Raw genomic sequence first — 19,065 nt, 5'->3', positions numbered from 1 at the left:
AGAGGCAGAGCGGTCTTGCCACTCTGCCGGGGCTTTGATTTAACAGCCCGGTCATAGTTCCGGAGGCCTGTCCATGGTCGATATTGCCACTCGCGTTCACAATCATCGCTGGAAGATCGACCCGATCGTGCGGTCGCTGATCGACACGGATTTCTACAAGCTCTTGATGTGTCAGTCGGTGTTTCGCAACAAGCCGGACACGCAGGTGACCTTTTCGTTGATCAACCGGACGAAATCCGTGCGGCTGGCCGATCTGGTGGATGAGGGCGAGCTGCGCGAGCAGCTCGATCATATCCGGTCGCTGTCGCTGTCGCGGGGCGAGAGCACCTGGATGCGGGGCAACACATTCTATGGCAAGCGGCAGATGTTCACGCCGGAGTTCATGGATTGGTTCGAGGCGCTGCGGCTGCCGCCCTATCATCTCGAGAAGCGGGACGGGCAGTATGAGCTCACCTTTGAGGGGAGCTGGCCGGAGGTGATGCTCTGGGAGATCCCGGCGCTGGCGGTTCTGATGGAGCTGCGGTCGCGGGCGGTTCTCAACCAGATGGGCAAGTTCGAGCTGCAGGTGCTCTATGCGCGGGCGATGACCAAGCTCTGGGAGAAGGTCGAGCGGCTGCGCGGGGTCGAGGGGCTCCGCATTGCGGATTTCGGGACGCGGCGGCGGCACAGTTTCCTCTGGCAGGATTGGTGCGTGCAGGCGATGGGCGAGGGGCTTGGCGAGACATTCGTGGGCACGTCGAATTGCCTGATTGCGAAGAACCGCGATCTCGAGGCGATTGGCACGAATGCGCATGAATTGCCGATGGTCTATGCGGCGCTGGCCGAGGATGACGCGGCGCTGGCGCGGGCGCCTTATGAGGTGCTCAGCGATTGGCATGAGGAGCATGACGGCAATCTGCGGATGATCCTGCCCGACACCTATGGCACGGCGGGGTTTCTGGAGAATGCGCCGGATTGGCTCGCGGGGTGGACGGGCATTCGCATCGACAGCGGCGATCCGGCGACCGGGGCCGAAACGGCGATCCGTTGGTGGCAGGAACGCGGCGAAGATCCGCGTCAGAAGCTGATCATTTTCTCGGACGGTCTCGATGAGGAGAAGATCATCGCGCTGCATGCCCAGTTTGCCGGGCGGGTGCGGGTGTCGTTCGGTTGGGGGACGTTGCTGACCAATGATTTCCGGGGGCTGACGCCGGAGGATGCGCTGGCGCCGTTTTCGCTCGTCTGCAAGGCGGTGGCGGCGAATGGTCGGCCGACGGTCAAGCTCTCGGACAATCCGCGCAAAGCGATGGGGCCGGCGGAAGAGATTGCACGGTACAAGCGGGTGTTTGGCGTCGGTGAGCAGGAAGAGCAGGCGGTGGTCGTTTGAGGCGCCACCGCCCTGCCAATCAGTAGGAATAGTCCGGGTAGATCCGGTCGAGATCGCCGTCCCATTCGCCATTGTATTTCTCGAGCAGCTCGTCGGCGGGGACCTGACCGCTTTCGACGCTTTCGCGCAGGGCGTTGAGGAAATGGGTCTCGTCGGCGACGAGGCCACCGGCACCGGGGCGGGCGCGGGCCTTGAGCCCGGCCTCGGAAATGTCGAGCACTTCGCGGGCGAGATCGTGCATATTGAGCCCGCCGACCTTGGCCTGCAGCGCCTGTTCGGAGGCGGCCACGCGCAGGGCGTCGCGGGTCTCGGCATCCCAGCCTTTGACCAGATCCCAGGCGGCGTCGAGGCTCGATTGATCATACATCAGACCGACCCAGAAGGCGGGCAGGGCGCAGAGCCGCCGCCACGGGCCGCCGTCGGCACCGCGCATTTCCATGAATTTCTTGATCCGCGCCTCGGGGAAGAGGGTGGTGAGATGGTCGGCCCAATCGCTCAGCGTCGGTTTCTCGCCGGGCAGTGCGGGCAGTTCGCCGCGCAGGAAGTCGCGGAAGGACTGGCCCAGCGCGTCGATATATTCGCCGTCGCGGTAGACGAAATACATCGGCACATCGAGCGCGTGTTCGGCATAGGCCTCGAACCCGAAGCCCTCGTCAAAGACGAAGGGCATCATGCCGGTGCGGTCGGCGTCGAGATCGCGCCAGACGCGGCTGCGCCAGCTTTTGTGGCCGTTGGGCTTGCCATCGAAGAAGGGCGAATTGGCAAAGAGCGCGGTGGCCACCGGCTGTAGCGCCAGCGCGACGCGCAGTTTCTGCACCATGTCCGCCTCGGAGGCGAAGTCGAGATTGACCTGCACGGTGCAGGTGCGGCGCATCATCGAGCGCCCCATGGTGCCGACCTTTTGCATATAGGCATCCATCAGCTTGTAGCGGCCCTTCGGCATGAGCGGCATTTGCTCATGGCTCCATTGCGGGGCGGCGCCGAGGCCGATAAAGCCGACGCCCACCTTGTCGGCGATGTCTTTCACGTCGCGCAGATGGGCGTTCACCTCGTCACAGGTCTCGTGGATGGTTTCGAGCGGCGCACCCGAGAGTTCGAGCTGCCCGCCGGGTTCGAGGCTCACATTGGCGCCGTCTTTTTCAAGGCCGATGAGCTTGCCCTTTTCCTCGACCGGGGCCCAGCCGTGGACATCGCGCAGACCTTCGAGCACGGCCAGCACGCTGCGCTCGCCCTCATAGGGGATCGGCAGGAGGCTGTCGCGGCAATAGCCGAATTTCTCGTGTTCGGTGCCGATGCGCCATGCGTCGCGCGGTTTGCAGCCGCTTTCCAGATAGCCAGCCAGTTGGCTGTGGTGTTCGATCGGGCCGCCGCCGGACTGGGGAATGGACATGGCTGTCTCCGCGTTAAGGGTCCGGGCTGTGGTGCCGCCAAGACCGGGGGGTGTCAAGGCGCAGGACCGTGATGATGTTAATGTGATCTGCTGATGAGTTCGGTCACGTGGGAGGTGGTGTTGCGCTGCCACAGGCGGGTGGGCGTGGTGCCGGGGCCCGTGGTGACGCGCAAAAGCTGTTCCATGCGCAGGCCGGGGAGGCTGCTGAAGAAATCAAAGAGCGTCTCGGCCCCGGCGGCGGTCACGGGAATGTGAAGGTCCGGTCCGCCATCATGGCCAAGCACCCAATGGGCGGGTTTGCCGGTCGGGTCATAGGTCAGGCGCAAAAGGTTGGAGCGGGCGACCGCGCCGCCGGAGAGCGGCCCGTAATAGCTGATCTGGCCTTCGGTGACGGAAACCACGCCCGGCCCGTCGGCATCGCGGTGAAAGCGCAGCCGCTGCCAGCCGGTCCAGACCAGCGCCGCGCCCAGCACGAGGCCGAGCCAGCCGAGCCAGTGGAGGATGCCAAAGGCGCCGAGCACCGCCCAGAGCGCCAGCGCCAGAACCGCCAGCCCCGCGAGCACATCGCGCCAGCGCCAGAGCGCCGCCCGGGCCGCGGGGCGGATCACCGGACCGGGTCCGAGTTGGGCGCGGTCCAGTCGCCAAGACGGTCCTGCCAGAGGGTCATGGCGGCGACGGCGGCGGTGTCGGCGCGCAGGATGCGCGGGCCGAGGCTTACCGGGTGGGCGAAGGGCAGGGCGTGGAGGCGGCTGCGCTCGGCGTCGGAAAAGCCGCCCTCGGGGCCGATGAGAATGGCCCAAGGTGTGCCGGTGCCGCTGCTGGTCGCATCGCCATTGGTGAGCGGGCTGGGCCGGTCAAAAAGCGCCTCGTCGCAGAACATAAGCTGGCGCTCCTCGGGCCAGTCCGACAAAAGCCGGTCGAGCCGCGCCAGATCGGCCACTTCGGGCACGAAGGTGCCGCCGCATTGCTCGGCGGCCTCGATGGCATGGGCCTGTAGCCGGTCCTGCCGGATGCGTTCGGAATTGGTGAACTCGGTCTGCACCGGCAAGATGCGCGAGGCGCCCATTTCGGCGGCTTTTTCGACGATGAAATCGGTGCGCGCCTTCTTGATCGGAGCGAAGAGCAGCCAGAGATCGGGCGGGTTGCGCTGCGGCGCGGTCTGTTCCGCGACCTGAAGCGCGCCGCCGCGTTTGCCACGTTCGGCCACCTCGGCGCGCCATGCGCCGTCGCGCCCGTTGAAGAGGGTGACCGACGCGCCCTGATCCAGCCGCATCACGTTGAACAGGTAATTCGCCTGATCCCGGTCCACAGGAACCGATTGCCCCGCCCCCAGCGGGTGATCTACATACAATCTGATCTTTGTCGCGCTCATGAGGGGGAACATATGACCGTACCGCAGGATACGCCAGAGGCGGCGGGCCAAGTTTCCGACGCGCCGAAAGGCAATTGGGTCGATCTCTATGCGCCGGCGTGGTCGCGCGGCTATCTCCGGCTCAGCCGGGCGGATCGGCCGATCGGCACATGGCTCTTGCTCTTGCCGTGCTGGTGGGGGCTCTTGCTGGCGATGCTGCACACGGGGCAGGCGGGCTGGGGCGATCTGTGGCTCTTTGTGGCCAGCGCGATCGGGGCCTTTGTGATGCGCGGGGCGGGCTGTACCTGGAATGACATCACCGACCGGCATATCGACGGGTCGGTGGCGCGGACCGCGTCGCGGCCGATCCCGTCGGGGCAGGTGTCGCTGCGCGGGGCGTTTGTCTGGCTCGGGCTGCAGCTCTTGCTCGGTCTGGTGATCCTGCTCAGCTTCAACAGCGCGGCGATCCTCATGGGGGTCCTGTCGCTCGGTCCGGTGGCGATCTATCCCTTTGCCAAGCGGTTCACATGGTGGCCGCAGGTGTTTCTGGGCATTGCCTTTAACTGGGGGGCGCTCATGCTCTGGGTGGCGCATGTCGGGTCGCTCGGCCTTGCGCCGGTGCTGCTCTATCTGTCGGGGATCGCCTGGACGCTGTTTTACGACACGATCTATGCCCATCAGGATGCCGAGGACGATGCGATCATCGGGGTGAAATCGACGGCGCGGCTCTTTGCCGAGCGGACGCCTGCGTGGCTCGCAAGGTTCCTCGTGGTGGCGGTGATCCTAATGATGGCGGCGGTGATCGTGGCGACGCAGGGCGGCGATCCGATGGCGCGTCTGGTGGCGCTGATCGCGCCCTGGGCGTTCGGGATGCATATGTTCTGGCAGCTGCGACAGTTCGACGCCGAAGATGGCGCTGTGCTGATCCGGCTCTTTCGGTCCAACAGGGACGCGGGTTTGCTGCCTTTGCCGATTTTCGCCATCGCTCTGCTCATCTGATTGAATTCACGGGGCGATCCCCCTAAACAGTGAGGCGGGCCAGCTCAGGCTTGCCTGCTGGACGAGTATGTGTGGGGCGCAGTGCCGCCCGTTTCCTATAGGTATGCAAGCGATGCGCCTTTCTTCCATCTTCGCCATTGCCGGAACGTTTTTCGCGGCCGCCATCATTGCGGTGGTCGCCGCCGGGTTTTCGGCGGGGGTGATCGAGGACAATTCGCGTCGTGACGTGCGGCGGGCGCTTGATCTGGCGGATATGAGCTGGGCCGAGGTGGATGCCGACGGGCTTCAGGTGTTCCTTGCGGGAACTGCGCCGACAGAGGCCACGCGGTTCAAGGCGATTTCAGTGGCGGGCGGCGTTGTGGATGCGACGCGGGTGATCGACCAGATGCTCGTCGAGGATGCGGCCGAGATCGCGCCGCCGCGGTTTTCCGTCGAGATCCTGCGCAATGATGCGGGGATTTCGCTCATCGGGTTGATGCCGGCGGCGTCGGATGTCGAGGCGCTGATGTCCAAGGTCGGCGAAGTGGCGGGCGATACCAATATCACCGATTTCATCGACCGGGCGGATTACCCGGTGCCCGATGGCTGGACCGCGGCGCTCAACTATGCGGTGGCCAAGCTCGACGAGTTGCCGCGCGCCAAGATTTCGGTCGAGGCGGGGCGGGTGTCGGTGACCGCGATGACCGACAGCCCGGAGGCCAAGCGCAAGCTCGAGGCGGAGCTGGCGCGGCGGGTGCCCAAGAATGTGCGGCTGATCACAGACATTTCGGCGCCGCGCCCGGTGATCACGCCGTTCACGCTGCGGTTTCTGATCGAGGAGGGCGAGGCCCGGTTCGACGCCTGTTCCGCCGATACCGAAGAGGCGCGGCGGCGGATCATTGCCACGGCGCGCGAGGTCGGGCTTGAGGGCAGTATCGATTGCACCATCGGTCTCGGCGTGCCGAGCCCGCAATGGGGCCGGGCGGCCGAGCTTGCGATCAAGGCGGTGAAGGATCTGGGCGGCGGGTCGGTGACCTTTTCGGATGCCGATATTTCGCTGATCGCGCTGCAGGGGATCGAGGAAAAGAGTTTCGACGATGTGGTGGGCGGGCTTGAGACCGCGCTGCCGGATGTGTTCGCGCTGCATGCGGTGCTGCCGCCGCCGCCGACCGATGCCGAGGTGGTGATCCCCGAGTTCGTGGCGACCCTGTCGCCCGAGGGGCTGGTGCAGCTGCGCGGGCGTCTGGGCAGTGACAAGCTGCGCGAGACGGTGGACAGTTTTGCCCGGGCGCGGTTCAGCTCGGCCGGGGTGCATACCAAGGCGCGGGTGGTCGAGGGGCTGCCGGCGGATTGGCCGGTGCGGGTGCTGGCGGGGCTGGAATCGCTGTCCTATCTCGAGAATGGCGCGGTGACGGTGACGCCGGATTCGATCGATGTGACGGGCAACACCGGTAACAAGGACGCGAGCGCGCAGATCTCTGGGTTTCTGGCCGAAACGCTGGGCGAGCGGGGGCAGTTCGAGATCGATGTGACCTATCAGGAAGTGCTCGATCCGATTGCGGCGCTGCCGACGCCGGAGGAATGCGTGTCGAAGATTCAGCTCATCGTGGCGGAGCGCAAGATCAACTTTGAGCCGGGGTCCGACAAGCTCGATTCCAACGGGGCGGCGATCCTCGATGATATTGCCGAAATCCTCAAGAAATGCGGGGAAATCAAGCTCGAGATCGCGGGTTATACCGACAGTCAGGGCCGCGAGAGCATGAACCAGCAGCTCAGCGAGAACCGGGCGCGGGCGGTGCTTGACGGGCTGCGGATGCGGCGGGTCATCACCTCGACCTATGAGGCCGTGGGCTATGGCGAAAACGACCCTATCGCGGACAATGACAGTGACGAGGGGCGCGAGGCCAATCGGCGTATCGAATTCCACCTGATCAAGCCGGAACCGGTCAAAGAGCGGCAAACGGGTCTTGAAAGCCTTGAAGAACAAGGCGAAGAAGAACAAGCAGACAACGAGACCGAGCAGGGCGAGCCGACCGATGAACAGAACTGAATTTATCATCGCCACTGCGATCATCCTGTTCGTTGCATTCTGTCTCGGGTGGTTTGCCAATTGGCTGGTGCATCGGTTCATTCGGGTCAATCAGTCCGAGATGGGCGAGCTTGACCGGATGGCGCAGGAGCTTCACGAGGCCGAGGAGACGCGCGATCAGGCGATCACCTATCTGCAGCAGCGCGAGGCGGAACTGACCAATCAGCTCAACCAGACCGAGGCGGAATTGGCGGCCACGATGGAAGGTCTGCGCGAGGCGCGGCAGGAAGCCGAAGTGATGCGGGCGCAGCTCGAACGGGGCTAAATGCCGGGTCGGTAATGCGTCGGTAAAACGACAGTAAAGCGACGGTGCAGATTTCGGCCCGTCAGGACCATGTCACATCCGCCAGAAAGATATAGCCCGCGCCATAGATCGTCTTGATCAGTTTCGGGTTCTTCGGGTCTTCACAGAGCTTGGTGCGCAGCCGCGAGATGCGCACATCCATCGCCCGATCAAAGCTGTCCCCGGCGCTGCCGCCCAAGGTTTCGAGCATTGATTGCCGGGTGATGAGCCGCTTGGGCCGTTCGAGAAAGAGGCGCAGCACCTCGCCCTCGGCGTGGGAGAAGGCGGTTTCGCTGCCATCCTCGCGTTCCAGAACGAAGCGGTCGAACCGCGCCACCCATCCGGCGAAATGGGCCTGATCCTGACCGCTTGGCGTGGCCACATCGCGGCGCAGGCGGGCGCGGATACGGGCCACCACCTCGGTCGGGTCGAAAGGTTTGATGATATAGTCATCGGCGCCGAGTTCGAGCCCGGTCACCCGGTCGCGGACCTGCGCGCGGCCCGAGATGATGATGACGATGGCGCCTTTTTCCAGCGCCAGCCGATGCACGAGCGACAGCCCGTCACGGTCGGGCAGCGACAGGTCGACGAGGCAGACATCGGGCACGGTGGTGTTGAGCGAGGCCTCGAATTCGGTGGCGCGGCCAAAGGAGACGGTGCGAAACCCGGCCTCGTCCAGCGCGTCGGCCAGCATGGTGCGGATCTCGGGTTCGTCATCGAGAATGGCGACAAGGGGGGCGGTCATCGGGGGCAATCCTTCTGGCTCAGGAGGGCGCGCAGCCGGGCCGGTGTCACCGGCTTGCGCAGCACCGGGGCGAGATCGCGGGCCTCGGCATGGCGGGGGTCGTCGGGGGGCAGCGAGGTCATCAGGATGACCGGCAGCCCGTCGCGCGGCAGGTTGCGGATAAGGTCGAGCCCGGTTTCCTCGCCTTCGAGCACGATGTCCGACAGGAGCGCCGAAATCTCGGGCAGACCGGCGAGCAATTCGCGGGCCTCGGGCACCGAGCTTGCCTCGATCACCGCATGGCCATCAGCGCGCAGCATGTCGCGCAGCGCGTCGCGGATTTCGGCGGTGTCTTCGAGCAGCAGGATGAGCCCGGCCTCGACCGGATCGGGGGCGACGCGGAGCGGCAGGCGGAGCGTCACCTGCGCGCCACTGCCGGTGTTGGCGAGGGTGACGCGGCCGCCCGCGAGTTTGGTCATGTCATAGACCATCACCAGCCCGAGCCCCGAGCCGTCGTCGCCCTTGGTGGTAAAGAACGGCTCGAACGCGCGTTCGCGGGCGGTGTCGGAAAAGCCGGGGCCGGTGTCTGTCACCGAGAAATCGACCCAGGTGTCCTGCACCCGCCGGGCGGTCAGGGTGATGCGCCCGGCCCCGCCACAGGCGTCGCGGGCGTTGAGCACGAGGTTCAGGAGAGAATCCTGCAACATCGCCGGGTCGAGCATCAGGGTGGCGTCGCCGAGCGTGTTCTCGGCCGTGAAACCCACCGCCTCGGGCAGGGTCGAGCGGGCCAGCGGTTCGAGATCGCGGAAGAAGCCGGGCAGGTGCACCGGTTCGGGCGTGTGTTCGCGTTCGCCGGTCATGTCGGCGATGCGGTTGAGCAGATCGCCCCCGCGCCGGGCGGCGGCATGGGTGGCCTCGATCAGCTCGGGCGCGGGGTCGGGCAGGCCGAGCCGGGCGAGCCGCGATTGCAGCCCGAGGATGATGGTCAGCAGGTTGGAGAAATCATGCGCCATGCCGGAGGTGAGCTGGGCCGCGACTTCGCGGCGGCGGGTCTGTTGCAGGGCGGCGCGGGTCTGGGTTTCCTCAGTGATGTCCATCGACAGGATATAGACGCCGCCGGTCTGGCCATCGGGGGTGAAGGCGGCGCGGATGCGGCGCGAGCTCGGCTGATGGGTGAACTCGAAGATCGAGGCGGTGCCGGCAAAGGCCTGTTCGAGCCGGGGCTTGATCGCGGCATAGGCGGCGGGGCCGAGCGCCTCGGCCACGGTGAGGCCGAGAATGTCGGATTTGCTGCCCGGCATCACCGAGGTGAGCCGCCGGTTGGAATAGGTATAGAGCCCGTCGGGCCCGACATGGGCGATATGGGCCGGCATCATTTCGGTGGTGAGCCGGGCGCGGGCCTCGGAGGCGGTGAGCTGGCGCTGGGCATGTTCGAGGGCGGTGATGGTCGCCTCGAGTTGCCGGTTGGAGGCGGTGAGTTCCTCGGAATAGCCCGAGAGCTGATCCGAGAGCTCGTCCGAGCGGGCGCGCAGCAGCGCCTCTTGCCGCTTGGTCCGGGTGATGTCGGTATAGACGGTGACCCAGCCGCCCTCGGGCAGGGGCGAGCCTTCGACCGAGATCGTCCGGCCATTGGCGCGGGTGCGTTCCATGTAATGCGGCTTGAACGCGCGGGCGACATCGACGCGGCCGCGCACAAAGGGCTCTATCTCGCCCACATCGCCATAATCGCCGCGTTTGGCGAGAAAGCGGATCGTGTCGTCAAAGCTCGCCCCCGGGGTCACCAGCCAGTCGGGCAGGTCGAACATCTGTTGAAAGCGGACGTTGCACACGGCGAGCCGGAGCTCGGCATCATAGATGGTGAGCGCCTGCTGGATCAGGTTGAGCCCGGCCATGGTCATGGCGTCGGCACGGGGGCCGTCCTGTGTCTGGCGATAGGTTTTCTCGGTGGTCATCGTCTCTCCCCCCTCATGGCTAGCACCGTGGCGCGCCGGTGCAAATGCCCGAAAGGGGGCTTGTTACAATTCGAAAGGTTTCGGCAAACTTATGGAAAAAGTTGACCGCCAGACAGGAAGCTGCACCCTTGGGTGTAGAAGAATCGTGCCGCAAAGGCACAGCCCGAGGGGAGTCGGGCAAAGGGAGGATACAATTTGGCACAGTCGTCTGAGGCGGCCGGAGGACTTGCGTCCATTCCGGCCTTGCTGGCCCGTAATGCACGCGAGCACGCCCAACGCCCGGCCTATCGGGAAAAGGAATTCGGCATCTGGCAGAGCTGGAGCTGGGCCGAGGCCGCGCAGGAAATCGAGGCGCTGGCGCTCGGGTTTCTGGAGCTGGGGGTTGCCGAGGGCGATTTCATTGCCATTGCCGGGCGCAACCGGCCCTATTTCTACTGGGCCATGGTCGCGGCGCAATGCGTGGGCGCGGTGCCGGTGCCGGTCTATCAGGACAGTGCCGCCGAAGAGATGGCCTATGTGATGGATCACTGCGGCGCGCGGTTCGCGGTGGTCGAGGATCAGGAGCAGGTCGACAAGCTCATCGAGGTGCAGGATCGGCTTAGTGAGTTTGAGCAGATCATCTATGTCGATCCGCGCGGCTTGCGGAAATACGACCATAGCGTGCTGCATCAATTCTCGGAGGTGCAGGAGAAGGGGCGCGCGGCCTATGACCGGCTCGGCGTTGAGCTGGCGGCGCGGCGGTCCAAGCTCAGCTATGACAGTGTTTGCGTGATGCTCTACACCTCGGGGACGACGGGCAAGCCGAAGGGCGTGGTGCTGTCGAACCGCAATATCATCGAGGCGTCGAAATCCTCATCCGAGTTTGACCATCTGACCAAGGGCGAAGAGGTTCTGGCCTATCTGCCGATGGCCTGGGTGGGGGATTTCATTTTCTCCATCGGGCAGGCCTATTGGAACGCGTTCTGCGTCAATTGCCCCGAGAGCGCCGACACGATGCAGACCGATCTGCGCGAGATCGGGCCGACCTATTACTTTGCGCCGCCGCGGGTGTTCGAGACGCAGCTCACCAATGTGATGATCCGCATGGAGGATGCCGGGCGGTTCAAGCAGAAGATGTTCCATCACTTCATGGATCTGGCGCGTCGGGTGGGGCCGGATATCCTCGATGGCAAGCCGGTGGGGATGATCGACCGGCTGCGCTATGGGCTGGGCAATCTCTGTGTCTACGGGCCGCTCAAGGATACGCTGGGGCTGAGCCGGGTGCGGGTGGGCTATACCGCGGGCGAGGCGATCGGGCCGGAGATTTTCGAGTTCTACCGGAGCCTTGGGATCAATCTCAAACAGCTCTATGGGCAGACCGAGGCGAGCGTGTTCATCACCTTGCAGCCCGATGGCGAGGTGCGCAATGACACGGTGGGTGTCGCCGCGCCGGGGGTAGAGATCAAGATCGCGGAGAGCGGCGAGGTGTTCTATCGCAGCCCCGGGACGTTCGAATATTACTACAAGAACCCCGAGAGCACGGCGAGCACCAAGGATCCTGAGGGCTGGGTCGCGACGGGGGATGCGGGGTTCTTTGAGCCGGACACCGGGCATCTCAAGATCATCGACCGCGCCAAGGATGTGGGCAAGATGGCCGATGGCGCGCTGTTTGCGCCGAAATACGTGGAAAACAAGCTCAAGTTCTTTCCCAATATTCTCGAGGCGGTGGTGTTCGGCAATGGGCGCGAGATGTGCACCGCCTTTATCAATATCGACCTGACGGCGGTGGGCAATTGGGCCGAGCGCAACAATATCGGCTATGCCTCCTATCAGGAGCTGGCCGGGCATCCGCAGGTTCTCGACACGATCCGGGGCCATGTGGAAGAGGTCAACCGGAGCCTCGCCGAGGACCCGATGCTGGCCCATTGTCAGGTGCACAGGTTCCTCGTGCTGCACAAGGAGCTCGACGCCGATGACGGCGAGATGACCCGCACCCGCAAGGTGCGCCGCAATATCATCGCGGAGAAATTCGCCGATCTTCTGGGGGCGCTCTACGACGGGTCGGACGAGATCTTTACCACCACCGAAGTGACCTATGAGGACGGCCGCAAAGGGTCGATCAGCGCGACGCTCAAACTCGTCGATGCCGAGATTGTCCCGGTCGAACCGGCCCGTGTCGCGGCCGAATGAGAGAGGTGTCAAATGCTTGATCAGACAGAAGGATTTGTCACCGAGGATGGCCGCAAGATCGGTCCGGTGGTGATGGAAATGAAGAATATCACGCTGCGTTTTGGCGGGGTGGTGGCGATCAAGGATATCAGTTTCGATATCCGCGAGGGCGAGATCCGGGCGATCATCGGGCCGAATGGCGCGGGCAAATCCTCGATGCTCAACGTGATTTCCGGGTTTTACCATCCGCAGGAGGGCGAGGTCTGGTACAAGGGGGCGAAACGCCCGGCGATGAAGCCCTATCAGGTGGCCCGGCAGGGCATCGCCCGGACCTTTCAGAACATCGCCCTGTTCGAGGGGATGAGCGTTCTGGACAATGTGATGACCGGGCGGTTCCGGCAGATGACCTCGGGGTTCTGGGCGCAGGCGCTGTGGAAAGGGCCGGCCGAGCGCGAAGAGATCGCCAACCGCGAAGCCGTTGAACGGATTATCGATTTCCTCGAAATCCAGCATATCCGCAAGACCCCGGTGGGGCGTCTGCCCTATGGGCTCAAGAAGCGGGTGGAGCTGGCGCGGGCGCTGGCGGCGGAACCGTCGATCCTGCTTCTGGACGAGCCGATGGCCGGGATGAACGTCGAGGAGAAAGAGGACATGAGCCGCTTTATCCTCGATGTGAATGACGAGTTCGGCACGACGATTGCGCTCATCGAGCATGACATGGGCGTGGTGATGGATCTCAGCGACCGGGTGGTCGTGATGGATTACGGCAAGAAGATCGGTGACGGCACGCCCGACGAGGTGCGCAACAACCAAGATGTGATCGACGCCTATCTGGGGGTGGCCCATGACTGATCCCCGCGCCCATCGGCAAGACGTCGGCCGCACGTCGGTATCGCGTCGGTGCCGCCTGAGCATGGCCAAGAGCCCCGCCGCGAGCACAGCCAAAAGCGAGACACGACACGCCCCCCGCAAAGGAGAGCAAGAGAATGCCTGAACAATTGATCTGGGGTATGGAGGTCTTTTTCAACGGCCTCATGGCGGGGGTTCTCTATGCGCTGGTGGCGCTGGGGTTTGTCCTCATCTTCAAGGCGAGCGGGATTTTCAACTATGCGCAGGGGGTCATGGCGCTCTTTGCGGCGCTGACGCTGGTCGGGATCATGGAGGGGCAGGTGCCGTTCGCGCATCTGATCAACGCGATCTTCGGCACGGAAATCCATCACTTTGGCTGGCATGTGCCGGGGCTCTTGGCGATCCTCTTGACCATGGTGGTGATGATCGCGCTGGCCTGGGCGGTGAACCAGTTCATTTTCCGCCATCTCGTCAACCAGGAGCCGATCATCCTCTTCATGGCGACGATCGGGCTTGCCTATTTCCTCGAAGGGGTGGGCGACATCATGTGGGGGTCGGACATCAAGAAGCTCGATGTCGGGTTGCCGCAGGGGATCAACGGGCCGATTGACGAGCTCACCTACAATATCTTCAACTACGGGTTCTTCATCGACAATCTCGATCTGGTGGCGACGCTGGTGGCGGCGCTGCTGGTGATCGCGCTGGTGATTTTCGCGCAGTACTCCAAGCAGGGCCGGGCGATGCGGGCGGTGGCGGATGACCATCAGGCGGCGCTGTCGGTGGGGATTTCGCTCAACTTCATCTGGGTGATGGTCTGGTCGCTGGCAGGGTTCGTGGCGCTGGTCGCCGGGATCATGTGGGGCACGAAATCGGGGGTGCAGTTTTCGCTGTCGCTCATCGCGCTCAAGGCGCTGCCGGTGCTGATGCTCGGCGGGTTCACCTCGATCCCCGGCGCGATTGTCGGCGGGCTCATCATCGGGGTGGGCGAGAAGCTTTTCGAATTTGCCGTGGGGCCGATGGTCGGCGGGGCGACCGAGAACTGGTTCGCCTATGTGCTGGCGCTGTTGTTCCTCGTGTTCCGCCCGCAGGGCCTGTTTGGGGAGAAGATCATTGAACGGGTGTGAGGCGCGGCGGGCGTGCCGGGGCGCTGCCCCGGACCCCGGGATATTTCGGGGCCAGAAGAAGCAAGGCCAGTTGAAGCAAGATCAGAAGACGCAAGGCGCCGGGCGTGGCGCGGAACAGGGAGAGGGGTAAGCGATGCTCTACCGTGAAGCAGGCGATTTCAAGACGAGCTATGTCGCCGATAGCCAGACCTTTCCGATTAAGTTCGACCGCTACCGCTATTACGCGGTGTTGATCATCGGCTTTGCCTTCATCCCCTTTGTCATCAACGACTATTGGGTGAATGCGATCTTCCTGCCCTTCCTGATCTATTCGATCGCGGCGATCGGGCTCAACATCCTGACCGGCTATTGCGGGCAGGTGAGCCTTGGGACCGGCGGGTTCATGGCGGTGGGGGCCTATGCCTGTTACAAGCTGATGACCGCCTTTCCGGAGGTGAGCATTCTCATCCATGTGCTGTTGGCCGGGGGGATCACCGCCGGGGTCGGCGTGCTCTTTGGTCTGCCGAGCCTGCGCATCAAGGGGTTTTACCTCGCGGTGGCGACGCTGGCGGCGCAGTTCTTTCTCGTCTGGCTCTTCAACCGGGTGCCGTGGTTCTACAATTATTCCGCCTCGGGGCAGATCAACGCGCCGGAGCGGACCATGTTCGGCGTGCCGGTCACCGGGCCGGAGACGGCGGCCTGGGCGGCCTATCTCTTTTGTCTGGTGCTGACGGTGTTCTGTGCGCTGATCGCGCGCAACCTGACGCGGGGCATGATGGGGCGCAAATGGATGGCCATTCGCGACATGGACATTGCGGCCGAGATCATCGGGGTCAATCCGCTGATGGCCAAGCTCAGCGCCTTTGCGGTGTCGTCGTTCTTCGTCGGCGTGGCGGGGGCGTTGTTTTTCGCGGTCTATCTGGGTGCGGTGGAAGTCGGTGAGGCCTTTGGCATCACCAAGTCTTTCCTCGTGCTGTTCATGGTGATTATCGGCGGGTTGGGGTCGATTTTCGGCTCTTTCGCGGGGGCGGCGTTCCTGGTGCTTCTGCCCGTGGTGCTCAAGCTGGTGGGGGTCGATCTCTTGGGATGGCCGACCGATCTTGTGGCGCATCTGCAGCTGATCATCGTGGGGGCGCTTATCGTGCTCTTCCTCATCGTCGAGCCGCATGGGCTGGCCCAGCTGTGGCGGGTGGCGAAGGAAAAACTGAGATTGTGGCCCTTCCCGCATTAACGGGGCGGGCTGCGAGAGACGACCGGGCGAACCCCGGCACATCGGACAAACCATGGGAGGATAAACCGATGAAGAAGATGTTCACGACATTGGCCTTGGGGGCGGCATTGGCCGCAGGCCCGGCGGCGGCGGATCTGGTCTTTCCGGATCTGAGCTATCGCACCGGTCCCTATGCGGCGGGCGGCGTGCCGTTCTCGGATGGCTATCAGGATTATTTCGCGCTGGTCAATGCGCGCGATGGCGGCATCGGCGGCGAGAAGGCGCGGGTGATCGAATGCGAGACGGCCTATAACACCGAGAAGGGCGTCGAATGCTATGAGGCGACCAAGGGTGAAGGCGCGCTTGTCTATCAGCCGCTGTCGACGGGCATCACCTATCAGCTCATCCCGAAGGTTACGGCGGATGGTATCCCGCTTCACACCATGGGCTATGGCCGGACCTCTGCCGCGAATGGCAAGGTGTTCAGCAATGTGTTCAACTATCCGGCGAATTATTGGGATGCGGCCTCGGCGGCGATCAACCACCTGCTCGAAGAGAACGGCGGGTCGCTCGATGGCAAGAAGATCACGTTGCTCTATCACAACTCGGCCTATGGCAAGGAGCCCATTCGCACGCTCGAAGAGCTGTCGAAGAAACACGGGTTCGAGCTTGGCCAGATCGCGGTGGATCACCCCGGTCAGGAACAGAAGAGCCAATGGCTTCAGATCCGCCGGGAGCGTCCGGATTACGTGATCATGTGGGGCTGGGGCGTGATGAACCAGGTCGCCATTCAAGAGGCCGCCAACATCCGTTTCCCGATGGAGAACTTCATCGGCAACTGGTGGGCCGGGGCCGAGCATGACGTGACGCCCGCGGGCGAGGCGGCACATGGCTACAAGTCGCTCAACATGAACCGGATCGCCGATCTGCCGGTCTTTGAGGACATCAAGAAACATGTCCATGAGGCGGGCAATGCCGCGGGCGACGGGTCGAACGTGGGGTCGGTCCTCTATACGCGGGGCATGTATGCCGCGATGCTCGCCGTTGAGGCAGCCAAGACCGCGCAGGAAATCCACGGCACCGCAGACATCAACGCCGCGCAGATGCGTGACGGGATGGAGGCGCTGGAGATGACCAATGAGAAGATGGCAGCGCTTGGCATGGAAGGCATCGGGCCGGAGTTCAGCGTGAGCTGTGCCGATCACGGTGGGTCCGGTCAGGCGATCGTTCAGCAGTGGGACGCCAATGAGAAGATGTGGAAGCCGCTGACCGATTACATCGACAGCGACCGTGAGGTGATCGCGACGCTGGTGGCCGAGGACAGTGCCGCCTTTGCCGCCGAGAACAATATCTCGGAACGCTGCAACTAAGTGATGCGGCCCCGGCCAAGTGCCGGGGCCCATTCCCGCAATTCTAACGCAGGACAGGGCCCATGCTGGACGGTGCAGAGACAGAAGACAGCCTGCTCGAGGTCAATAATATCGAGGTGATCTACAACCATGTGATCCTCGTGCTCAAAGGCGTGAGCCTCAAGGTGCCGAAGGGCGGGATCACCGCGCTCTTGGGCGGCAATGGGGCGGGCAAGACCACCACGCTCAAGGCCGTGTCGAACCTGCTCCGCTCGGAGCGGGGCGAGGTGACCAAGGGGTCGATCAAGTATCGCGGCGAGCGGGTGCAGGATCTGGTGCCCTCGGAGCTTGTGAAAAAGGGGGTCATTCAGGTGATGGAAGGGCGGCATTGCTTTGAGCATCTGACCGTCGAGGAAAACCTTCTCACCGGGGCCTATACGCGGCGGGCGAGCCGTGGCGAGATCGATGCCGATCTGAACATGGTCTATGATTATTTTCCGCGTCTCAAGGAGCGCCGCAAGAGCCAGGCGGGCTATACCTCGGGGGGCGAGCAGCAGATGGTGGCGATCGGTCGCGCGCTGATGAGCCGGCCCGAGATGATCCTGCTCGACGAGCCGAGCATGGGGCTTGCGCCGCAGCTGGTGGAAGAGATTTTCAACATCGTCAAAAGCCTCAACGAAAACGAGGGGGCGACGTTTTTGCTGGCGGAGCAGAACACCAATGTGGCGCTGCGCTTTGCCCATTACGGCTATATCCTCGAGAATGGCCGGGTGGTGATGGACGGGCCCGCGAAGGAGCTTCGCGAGAACCCGGATGTGAAGGAATTTTACCTCGGCATGTCCGATGAGGGGCGCAAGAGCTTTCGCGATGTGCGCAGCTATCGGCGCCGCAAACGCTGGCTCAGCTGAGCCGGGGATTGCCCCCGCAAGTGATACGTCCGCCCCGGGTGCGGGGCATCAAAACAGACCCTAATCCAGCGCAATTGCGCCCTGGCAAGGACAGGCTATGACCCGCTATTACGATGATCTAGAGACCCGCAGCACCGAGGAACGGCTTGACGCGCAGATGCATGAGCTGCGGGCGCAGCTTGGCCGGGCGCAGGGGCTGGCGGGCTATGCCGGGGCGCTTGACGAGGTGGAGCCGGAGGGGCTTGGCAGTCTCGACGATCTGGCGCGGCTGCCGGTGTTGCGGAAATCTGACCTCGGGGCGGCGCAGAAGGGCGCGGCGCCCTTTGGCGGGCTGACGACGCGGCCGGTGTCGGGCTTTGCCCATGTGTTCCAGAGCCCCGGGCCGATCTATGAGCCGGGCGGCATTGATCGCGACTGGTGGCGGATGGGGCGGTTTCTCCATGCCTGTGGCGTCGGCGAGGGCGATATCGTGCAGAATTGCTTTGGCTATCACCTGACCCCGGCGGGGATGATTTTCGAGAGCGGCGCGCGGGCCGTGGGCGCGGCGGTGCTGCCCGCCGGGACCGGGCAGACCGAGCTTCAGGTGCGGGCGGCGGCGGATATCGGCTGTACCGTCTATGCCGGCACGCCCGATTACCTCAAGGTCATTCTCGACAAGGCCGAGGAGATGGGCGAGCGGCTGTCGATCACCCGCGCGGCGGTGGGCGGCGGGGCGCTCTTTCCGTCGCTGCGGCAGGAATATGCGGATCGCGGCATCCTGTGTCTGCAATGCTATGCCACGGCCGATCTCGGCAATATCGCCTATGAGAGCGCGGCGCAGGAGGGGATGATCGTCGATGAGCGGGTCATCGTCGAGATTGTGACCCCGGGCACCGGCGATCCGGTGCGGCCGGGCGAGGTCGGTGAGGTCGTGGTGACGACGCTCAACCCCGATTATCCGCTGATCCGGTTTGCCACCGGCGACATGAGCGCGGTGATGGAGGGGCAGAGCCCCTGTGGCCGGACCAATATGCGCATCAAGGGCTGGATGGGCCGGGCCGATCAGACCACCAAGATCAAGGGCATGTTCGTGCGCCCCGAACAGGTGGCGGCGCTGGTCGCGCGCCATGAGGAGGTGCGCCGCGCCCGTGTCATCGCCAGCCGCGAGGGCGAGCGCGATGTGATGACCGTGCAGATCGAGGCCGAGGGCGGCGCGGCAGAGCGCTATGAGGCTTCGGTTGTCGAGGCGCTCAAGATGAAGGGTCGGATCGAGATCGTTGCGCCGGGCAGTCTTCCCAATGATGGGATGGTGATCGAGGATCAGCGCAGCTACGACTGAGCCGGGCGGTGAAACGGCGACAATTTTAGCTGTTAAACCGGCGGTAA

16 protein-coding genes are annotated in these 19,065 nt (G+C 64.0%); 11 read left to right on the top strand and 5 right to left on the bottom strand.

Annotated elements, in window-relative coordinates; translation table 11 throughout:
• The first annotated feature begins 73 nt into the window (after positions 1-73).
• Positions 74-1,366 (top strand): nicotinate phosphoribosyltransferase, encoded by a 1,293-nt coding sequence (gene pncB, locus ISM_RS05915; RefSeq protein ID WP_009813214.1) that lies wholly within the window; start codon positions 74-76, stop codon positions 1,364-1,366.
• Positions 1,367-1,385: 19 nt separating this feature from the next.
• Here the strand turns inward: pncB and ISM_RS05910 are convergent, their stop codons facing one another.
• From ISM_RS05910 to ISM_RS05900, 3 genes are all read right to left on the bottom strand, one after another.
• Positions 1,386-2,756 carry a glutamate--cysteine ligase gene (locus ISM_RS05910; RefSeq protein WP_009813213.1) on the bottom strand — a complete coding sequence of 457 codons (1,371 nt, stop codon included), beginning with the start codon at positions 2,754-2,756 and terminating at the stop codon, positions 1,386-1,388.
• 77 nt (positions 2,757-2,833) lie between these two features.
• On the bottom strand, positions 2,834-3,364 hold the full coding sequence (locus tag ISM_RS05905; protein WP_009813212.1) for a hypothetical protein: 531 nt from the start codon (positions 3,362-3,364) through the stop codon (positions 2,834-2,836).
• Positions 3,361-4,128: a 16S rRNA (uracil(1498)-N(3))-methyltransferase gene (locus ISM_RS05900; protein ID WP_040617891.1), complete on the bottom strand. Its 768-nt coding sequence runs from the start codon at positions 4,126-4,128 to the stop codon at positions 3,361-3,363. The genes ISM_RS05905 and ISM_RS05900 overlap by 4 nt, the downstream gene beginning before the upstream one ends.
• Positions 4,129-4,140: 12 nt before the next feature.
• On the opposite strand from ISM_RS05900, the gene ubiA reads away from it, so the two are divergent.
• The 3 genes from ubiA to ISM_RS05885 all read left to right on the top strand — a co-directional run bounded on the left by ubiA (position 4,141) and on the right by ISM_RS05885 (position 7,439).
• Positions 4,141-5,106: a 4-hydroxybenzoate octaprenyltransferase gene (ubiA, locus tag ISM_RS05895; protein ID WP_009813210.1), complete on the top strand. Its 966-nt coding sequence runs from the start codon at positions 4,141-4,143 to the stop codon at positions 5,104-5,106.
• A gap of 112 nt (positions 5,107-5,218) precedes the next feature.
• Positions 5,219-7,135, top strand: coding sequence for an OmpA family protein (locus tag ISM_RS05890; protein WP_040618346.1), 1,917 nt, complete (start codon positions 5,219-5,221; stop codon positions 7,133-7,135).
• Positions 7,122-7,439 carry a hypothetical protein gene (locus ISM_RS05885; protein ID WP_009813208.1) on the top strand — a complete coding sequence of 106 codons (318 nt, stop codon included), beginning with the start codon at positions 7,122-7,124 and terminating at the stop codon, positions 7,437-7,439. Before ISM_RS05890 ends, ISM_RS05885 begins: the two co-directional genes overlap by 14 nt.
• 61 nt (positions 7,440-7,500) lie before the next feature.
• Here the strand turns inward: ISM_RS05885 and ISM_RS05880 are convergent, their stop codons facing one another.
• Positions 7,501-8,202 (bottom strand): response regulator transcription factor, encoded by a 702-nt coding sequence (locus ISM_RS05880; protein ID WP_009813207.1) that lies wholly within the window; start codon positions 8,200-8,202, stop codon positions 7,501-7,503.
• The gene (locus tag ISM_RS05875) at positions 8,199-10,133 is read right to left on the bottom strand and encodes a PAS-domain containing protein (RefSeq protein ID WP_009813206.1); all 1,935 of its coding nucleotides are present in this window, start codon (positions 10,131-10,133) and stop codon (positions 8,199-8,201) included. The genes ISM_RS05880 and ISM_RS05875 overlap by 4 nt, the downstream gene beginning before the upstream one ends.
• 195 nt (positions 10,134-10,328) lie before the next feature.
• Here ISM_RS05875 and ISM_RS05870 point away from each other — a divergent pair, with 195 nt between their 5' ends.
• The 7 genes from ISM_RS05870 to ISM_RS05840 all read left to right on the top strand — a co-directional run bounded on the left by ISM_RS05870 (position 10,329) and on the right by ISM_RS05840 (position 19,018).
• Positions 10,329-12,302 (top strand): AMP-binding protein, encoded by a 1,974-nt coding sequence (locus ISM_RS05870; protein ID WP_040617890.1) that lies wholly within the window; start codon positions 10,329-10,331, stop codon positions 12,300-12,302.
• 12 nt (positions 12,303-12,314) lie between these two features.
• The gene (locus tag ISM_RS05865; protein ID WP_009813204.1) at positions 12,315-13,133 is read left to right on the top strand and encodes an ABC transporter ATP-binding protein; all 819 of its coding nucleotides are present in this window, start codon (positions 12,315-12,317) and stop codon (positions 13,131-13,133) included.
• 134 nt (positions 13,134-13,267) lie between these two features.
• Complete coding sequence (locus ISM_RS05860; protein ID WP_040617889.1) at positions 13,268-14,254, top strand: branched-chain amino acid ABC transporter permease; 987 nt, start codon at positions 13,268-13,270, stop codon at positions 14,252-14,254.
• Between the two features lie 133 nt (positions 14,255-14,387).
• The gene (locus ISM_RS05855) at positions 14,388-15,464 is read left to right on the top strand and encodes a branched-chain amino acid ABC transporter permease (protein ID WP_009813202.1); all 1,077 of its coding nucleotides are present in this window, start codon (positions 14,388-14,390) and stop codon (positions 15,462-15,464) included.
• Between the two features lie 68 nt (positions 15,465-15,532).
• On the top strand, positions 15,533-16,813 hold the full coding sequence (locus tag ISM_RS05850; protein WP_009813201.1) for an ABC transporter substrate-binding protein: 1,281 nt from the start codon (positions 15,533-15,535) through the stop codon (positions 16,811-16,813).
• A 62-nt stretch (positions 16,814-16,875) separates the two neighbouring features.
• Positions 16,876-17,700, top strand: coding sequence for an ABC transporter ATP-binding protein (locus tag ISM_RS05845; protein ID WP_009813200.1), 825 nt, complete (start codon positions 16,876-16,878; stop codon positions 17,698-17,700).
• A 97-nt stretch (positions 17,701-17,797) separates the two neighbouring features.
• Complete coding sequence (locus tag ISM_RS05840; RefSeq protein WP_009813199.1) at positions 17,798-19,018, top strand: phenylacetate--CoA ligase family protein; 1,221 nt, start codon at positions 17,798-17,800, stop codon at positions 19,016-19,018.
• Positions 19,019-19,065 lie beyond the last annotated feature (47 nt).

It is taken from the genome of Roseovarius nubinhibens ISM (genome assembly GCF_000152625.1).
Classification (GTDB): Bacteria; Pseudomonadota; Alphaproteobacteria; order Rhodobacterales; family Rhodobacteraceae; genus Roseovarius; species Roseovarius nubinhibens.
This window is presented reverse-complemented; position numbering and strand designations above follow the sequence as displayed.